The following is a 6,069-nucleotide window of genomic DNA, read 5'->3' on the forward strand; positions in this document are numbered from 1 at the left end:
CGAGCTGTTCAGTGCAGCTGGTCCAGGTCCGGGGCGGACATCACCGAACCGCACCTGGAGCAGCGCGGGACGGCGCCTCCGGTCTGGGTCACGCAGCGGTCGCAGTAGTACCCGGGGCAGGTCGTGCAGTGCCAGAACACCACTGCCCAATTCTCCGGATCGTTCACCGCAATCGGATTGCCGCCCGCGATCCTGGAGACGGACAGCAGACGGGGACATCCCCCGGAACACATCATCACCGTCATGCCACCAGACGATAGCAATGTGCCGACGAGCCGTCAGCTGCGGAAGTCGCCCGAACCGCCCGTGCTTCCGCCCACCGCGCGGACCAACCGTTCGGCCTCGTCGTCCAGTTTCCACGCGACGCTGTCCCTGCCGTCGTCCTCCACATGACTCGCCCGCAATTGCCCGGCCAGCAGCGTGAAATAACGTGCGGCATCGAGCAGGAGGACGCCGGTGTCGACCGGGCGTCCCGAGCGCAGCCGCAGCAGGCCGTCCTGGGCGTGGCCCATCATCCGCGTCAACTGCCACAGCACCTGCGCCCGGGTGTCGTCGGGCAGTCTGGTGGCCCGCCCCACGGCGGCCTGCACGGAACCGCAGGACCTCGACAGCCGGTCGAGCAGCGCGAAGTCCCGCCCCACCGGCGGTCCCGCCGCCGAACCGGCCGAGCGGTGACCGCTCTGCGGCGACCCCCACGAGGGTGGCGGAGATCCATCGGGGGAGAGCAAGCCAGGGTGGAAGGAACGCAACGCGGTCGGCTGGGTGCACCACAGTGCGGGACGGAAGCACGGGTGGATGTGGAACTCCGTCTCATGCGGCTGTACCGGAAGCTTGCCGCTGCTGACGTAGACCACGTCGCCGCCCCGCCGTACCCCGAGGAAGTTCACCGCGAACAGCGTGTCGATCACGGCGGACGGCGTGAGCGCCTCGGTGTACGCGGGGAAGGTGCTGTGGAGGGTCGGCGCGTACGCCGCGAACCGCTCCTCGATCGCGCTCCGGGTGGCCACATAGCCGGCGTTGTCGAAGAGCAGCGGCAAACGGCCGAGATACGGGTGGGCGACCAGGTATTCATTCGCAAGGTCCTGCAGCTTCCACTGGGAGAACTGCCTGGTGGCCTCGTTGATGTCCGCCTCGGTGACCACCTGGTGGTCGTGTTCGACCGCCGTGTCACGGCACAGGTTGAGGTACTGGATGACATCGCGGGGACGCGGAAGGCAGGTGCCGAGGAGTCGTTCGACGGGGTCCCTGCCGTCGACCGTGTGCGGGAAGATTCCGCCCCACAGCTGATCCCGCGTCAGTTCGGTCCCGGCGGACGCGCGTGCCCGGGCGAGGGCGAGCTCGCTCAGGTCCTCGAGGGTCCAGTGGATACGCAGTTCGTCGCCGTGGAACTTGTCGCCCTCGCCGAAGGCAAGCATGTCGTAGATGTCCGAGCGCAGGAACAGCAGGCAGCGCATCCAGTCGCCGTACCGGGCCGCGATGTGCTTGGCGGCCAGCAGCAGTCCGATCACCATGGCGTGGCTGTCCGGATCGCTGGACCACACCTGCTCCAGCTGGTCCACGAGCAGGAGCAGACGGCCGTGGGAGTCCACGCAGCCGAGCGCGTCGAAGGCGTCCGCCACTCCCTGTTCGACCACCTCCAGCTGCCGAGTGGCCCTAGCGCCCTCCGTGGTCGAACCGGCCACGTCCAGACCGGCCTTGACACCGAAGACCTCCAGGGACAGCGACGTCTGCAGTCCGCGCGCCCCGGTGGCGAGCCGGTCGTAGAGGCGGTCCTGGAGCGACTCGCCGTTCGCGTGCAGGAACTTGCGCAGACGGCGAACGGCCCGGGGCTGCCGCCGGCCGTGCGCACGGGCGTGTTCCACCAGGTGCCGGGCCGCCTGCACGGCGAATACGTACCGCCAGATCAGGGACTTGGCGGTATCACCGGTCAGGCCCTGCAACTCGAACCGGCGGATCTCGTCGCCCGCCGCGTCGTCCGGGGTGATCAGCACGGTGCCGCCCGGATGGCCACCGGCGGCCAGCTGCATGCAGAGCGCGCTCTTACCGGAGCCCTTCCGGCCGAGGATCAGCATCTTCCGCCCCGACAGCGCCGCGTCGTACGCCGTCGTGCGGACGAAGCCCGCGCGCAGCAGGCCACTGGCGATGTCACGCTCGGCGTCCTCGTGGCCGAAGTACAGGCGCTTGACTGGTGCCGACTCGGCCGGTTCGCCCATGGACTGCATCTCTCCCTTTGGCGCCGGACTACGGGGAACTCCGCGCGTGGATCAGGGTATTGGGCAGCTACCGTGGCAGGCCAAGCGGAGTTGACCGAGCGGGGCGCTCTCCTTCCGAACGCCCCGAAGCGTCCAGCCGGAAGCACATCACAGCCAGAGTTGAATATCCATCAGCCCGTCGTCCCGTGTCGCCGATGCTCGAGCCCGTGCTCCGGGGAATTGAGTGTCGAGTTCGGGTGGCGGGTGGCGGGTGGCGCCCTAGATCTGGGCGAAGCCCCCGTCGACGAAGAGTTCGGCTCCCGTGGTGAAAGAGCTCTGGTCCGATGCGAGGAAGACGGCTGCGGCGGCGACTTCGTCGGCGCGGCCCATCCGGCCGAGCGGAATCATCGTGGTGAGGGCGTCCGCGAGTTGCTGTTCGCCTTCTGCCGAGCTCCCCAGGCCACGGATGCCCGGGGTCTCGATGGGGCCAGGACTGATGGCGTTGACCCGGATTCCGCGGGCCGCGAGCTCGGCGGCCCAGGTGCGGGCCAGGTTGCGGTCGGCTGCCTTGGTGGCGCTGTAGACGCCCATCGCCTCGAAACCCTTCGACGCGTTGATCGAGGAGAGCACGATCACCGAGGCGCCGTCCGGAAGCAGGGGGAGTGCCTTCTGGACGGTGAAGAGCGTCCCCTTGACATTGATGCCGAAGACCTTGTCGTACTGCTCCTCGGTGATCTCCCCCAGTCGGGCGAGTTCGGCGACTCCGGCGTTGGCCACGACGACATCAAGCCGCCCGCTGCGCTCCTCGATGGTGGAGAAGAGCCGGTCGAGATCATCGAGATGAGAGACATCGCTCTGAACGCCGATGGCCCGTGGCCCGATGGTTTCCATGGCCGTATCCAGTTCGGCCTTGCGACGGCCGGTGAGGTAGACGGTGGCGCCTTCCTCAGCGAACCGGCGGGCGATGGCGAGACCGATTCCGGTGGAGCCACCGGTCACCAGGGTCACCTTCGCATCGAGCTGTCCCATGATGCCCACTTCCTTGAAGTAGCCCATTTCGCTATATATAGGAGCTTTCAATGCATCTGGAGCGCTGACGGTTGCGGCGGTATTCCCGTGGGTGACGGTCTTCGAGGGCAACCGGTCGGACTGCGAGGCGTGGGTCGGCGGTCCGTGGGTGCTGACCAGTCGGAATGCGCCGAGAATCGAATGCGCGAACGATAGCTCGCCGCCAGGTGTGGACCTTCTGTCGTGGTCCAGCAGGGGACGGGGGCCGGTGTCGTCGTGCACGCGCTGCCATCCGGACCCCGCGCTCAGCTGTGTGGAGTCGGCTGCCGGACGGCCCGGCTGCCGGTCGGGACGCGGCCTCCCACGCCCGGATCGACGATCGCGCAACCCTCCGACGCGACCTTGCCGGAAGGACTCGCGCTCGCGGCAGTCCTGCACCTGGCAGTGGTGGGGGCGGGCGCCGCGATGCTCAAAGCGCTCGTTCGTACGCGGCTGGCGTCATCGAACCCGTAGCCGGTTAACCACGGTGTCAGCAGCCCGAGTTCAGGCTGTCTGATCACGGACTTCCGCAATCGCACGGGAACTTGTAGTTCATCATCCGGCCGAAGACGTGCTCGACGCGGCGCGCACTCTGCGACGACCGACCTTGGGGTTGTTTCTACCGGTGGGGGCACTTTCCGGTGTGGGACCGGGCTGCTCGTGAAGTGGATGTGGTCTGCACTACAACCATCCGGAGGCTCGGCTGGTCTGACCTGATGACCGATACGCGAGGACAGTGCTCTTCACGGGGTGTAACAGGTTATGCGGTGTTTTGCCGCGCCTTGTGCACTGTCCGGCGTGCCCGATCGTCACCAGCGAAGTCAGTCACCTGGAGCAAGGGGGAGCTTTCTCATGCGTGCTCGCAGCATCCTGGTTGTGGCGGCGGCATCGGCCGCCGCTCTCCTTCCGGCGGCCTCGGCCGTCGCGGGGACGGGCCCGGCCCCGTCGCCCGGCAAACAGCACCTGACAGCCCGTTCCACCGCCCCGTCGGAGGCGGGCAACCCGCTCAGCGTCACCGCACAGACCGCGGGCGTGTGCGCGGACGCGTACCAGATCGGCGCCACCGCCTACATCGACCGGGCGGGAGCCCACGCGGCCTCCGTCAAGCAGTTCTACTCGCCCTCCTGCAAGCGCAACTACGGATACGTCTGGGTGTGGCAGAGCTTCCGCACCAAGATCAAGGACTACGACGTCAGCGCCGGCGTCTACAGCTACTCACGCGACCAGATCGTCGGCCAGGACTGGTGGAATGCCACCAGCGGCCAGGAATTCTGGTCGCTTCCCGCCGCCACGGTGAGTGAGTGCACCACGGCGATCGGCACCCTGCGCGCTCCGGGCGACCCGGTGGCCGGGCAGGCCTTCACAGCCAAGCGCTGCTGAGACGCACCACCCCCGGGGCCCGGCCGATGCGCGCCGGCCGGGCCCCGGATAGGTCGCTCGGTGTCCAGCGGCTGACGACCAGCCACCCACCCTCCACGCCGCGGTGACCGTGAAAAACTTGGACCCCATCAACGCAGACAGCTACTACGCGCACGTCATCTGGGGAACTTCTCCGGACCACTACGGCCAAAGCGGCAGTTGGTATGTGGGCACCGTCGAACCGCTAGCCACAGCAACCGGGCAACCTTCCGACAACAACCCCTCCGCATCGGTCGGAAGCGTCCCCGATGGGCCCGTAGGGTGCTGGCTCGCCTCGATGACGGACGAGAACGGCGAGGCTGTGCGGGGCGGCTGAACCGAGTTGTGACTCCTCGATGGCGTGCGCCCCGCCCGTAGGCCAATGTGTGGGGCGGCACCATGGATGCTGCCGATGCAGGGCCAGTCCCGCACTCCGACCCCCTTGAGCCAGGGGGTCATCTCCTCTGGCGAGTTGGCGGTAGCAGGTCGTCAGTGGCGCTCATCGAGCGGAGGGCGAAGCCGCGGGCGGATCAGCCGCATGCTGAGCCAGGCGGTCGTGACACCGACCGCAACACCGACGACCGTGTCGGCGAACCGGAGGATGGGCTGGCGCCAGGCGTCGTGCGGGCTCAGCTCGGCTACGACCATCACGACCGCGGTTGTGATCGCGGCAGTAGTCGCGTCGTCTGGCCGGCCCATCAAGGTGACTCCCACCACGCTCAATCCGATGAGCAATGCCATAGCCCAAGCGTGAAACGGAAGAAAAAGGAGGTAGATCAGACACAGCGCAAAGCTCACTGACGTCGCTGCCATCCGGGACACCGCGGCCGTCACGCTCTTGTGATAGGAGTCCCTCCAGACGAACGTCGTGGCGATCACGGACCACATGCCGCCCAGAACACTGTCGTCCCGAGTGACGAGGTAGGTGTGGTGCAGGATGCTGGCGGTCAGCCAGTATGAAATCCAGCATGCGATGGCAAGTTCGCCGCCGCCCACGAGCGCGGCAACAACCTTCGCCGTATCGGGGCGGTGCCAGTTCAACCTCGAACCCTTTCGCGAAGCCGGATCTGTTTCATGTGTGGATTATCCACGCGAAATACGCGCCCATAGCAGTACGGCTTCACCGACAACAACGCGACCGGCCGCATCGTCGTCAGACCTGAAGACAGGGCAGACGGTGGGCACCGTGACCGGCGTGGAGTACCCGCAGTTCGGCTCCTACAACGGCCGGCTCGACAGCCATCATGAGCGCGCCGTCCAGCTCGACCCGGAAACCCGGACCGGCTGGACGTACGCGGGCGACGGCAGCCAGATCCTGCAGTTCTCCTACTGATCCCGACCGCTGCTCGACACCCCGGGTCCGCGGGCGCCACGGCGCCCCCCCCCGCCCCCGCGTTTTTGGAACGCCCCCCACGCCCCCGTCAGCGGCTGA

The 6,069-nt window shown here is 67.5% G+C and carries 7 protein-coding genes; 3 read left to right on the plus strand and 4 right to left on the minus strand.

The window, feature by feature from the left end:
• Window positions 1-8 precede the first annotated feature (8 nt).
• From ACWDA7_RS32885 to ACWDA7_RS32895, 3 genes are all read right to left on the minus strand, one after another.
• A complete protein-coding gene (locus ACWDA7_RS32885; protein ID WP_359391840.1) occupies window positions 9-245 on the minus strand; it encodes a hypothetical protein in 237 nt (78 codons plus the stop codon).
• A 33-nt stretch (window positions 246-278) separates the two neighbouring features.
• Window positions 279-2,213, minus strand: coding sequence for a P-loop ATPase, Sll1717 family (locus tag ACWDA7_RS32890; RefSeq protein WP_450608968.1), 1,935 nt, complete (start codon window positions 2,211-2,213; stop codon window positions 279-281).
• 258 nt (window positions 2,214-2,471) lie between these two features.
• Complete coding sequence (locus ACWDA7_RS32895) at window positions 2,472-3,221, minus strand: SDR family NAD(P)-dependent oxidoreductase (RefSeq protein WP_450608979.1); 750 nt, start codon at window positions 3,219-3,221, stop codon at window positions 2,472-2,474.
• Between the two features lie 870 nt (window positions 3,222-4,091).
• Between ACWDA7_RS32895 and ACWDA7_RS32900 the strand changes: the two genes are divergently transcribed.
• Both ACWDA7_RS32900 and ACWDA7_RS32905 read left to right on the plus strand, forming a co-directional pair.
• Window positions 4,092-4,619, plus strand: a complete 528-nt coding sequence (locus ACWDA7_RS32900; protein ID WP_450608970.1) for a hypothetical protein — start codon at window positions 4,092-4,094, stop codon at window positions 4,617-4,619.
• A 118-nt stretch (window positions 4,620-4,737) separates the two neighbouring features.
• The gene (locus ACWDA7_RS32905; protein WP_450608972.1) at window positions 4,738-4,974 is read left to right on the plus strand and encodes a hypothetical protein; all 237 of its coding nucleotides are present in this window, start codon (window positions 4,738-4,740) and stop codon (window positions 4,972-4,974) included.
• A gap of 152 nt (window positions 4,975-5,126) precedes the next feature.
• Here the strand turns inward: ACWDA7_RS32905 and ACWDA7_RS32910 are convergent, their stop codons facing one another.
• Window positions 5,127-5,678, minus strand: a complete 552-nt coding sequence (locus tag ACWDA7_RS32910; RefSeq protein WP_450608974.1) for an FUSC family protein — start codon at window positions 5,676-5,678, stop codon at window positions 5,127-5,129.
• Between the two features lie 145 nt (window positions 5,679-5,823).
• Between ACWDA7_RS32910 and ACWDA7_RS32915 the strand changes: the two genes are divergently transcribed.
• Window positions 5,824-5,970 carry a hypothetical protein gene (locus tag ACWDA7_RS32915; protein ID WP_450608976.1) on the plus strand — a complete coding sequence of 49 codons (147 nt, stop codon included), beginning with the start codon at window positions 5,824-5,826 and terminating at the stop codon, window positions 5,968-5,970.
• The last annotated feature ends 99 nt before the right edge of the window (window positions 5,971-6,069 follow it).

The organism is Streptomyces sp. NPDC001156 (assembly GCF_053598275.1).

What these genes read in the sequence shown, in the direction of transcription:
- ACWDA7_RS32895 (WP_450608979.1), bottom strand. Translation starts at nt 3,221, where the DNA reads ATGGGACAGCTCGATGCGAAGGTGACCCTGGTGACCGGTGGCTCCACC.
- ACWDA7_RS32900 (WP_450608970.1), top strand. Translation starts at nt 4,092, where the DNA reads ATGCGTGCTCGCAGCATCCTGGTTGTGGCGGCGGCATCGGCCGCCGCT.
- ACWDA7_RS32890 (WP_450608968.1), bottom strand. Translation starts at nt 2,213, where the DNA reads ATGGGCGAACCGGCCGAGTCGGCACCAGTCAAGCGCCTGTACTTCGGC.
- ACWDA7_RS32885 (WP_359391840.1), bottom strand. Translation starts at nt 245, where the DNA reads ATGACGGTGATGATGTGTTCCGGGGGATGTCCCCGTCTGCTGTCCGTC.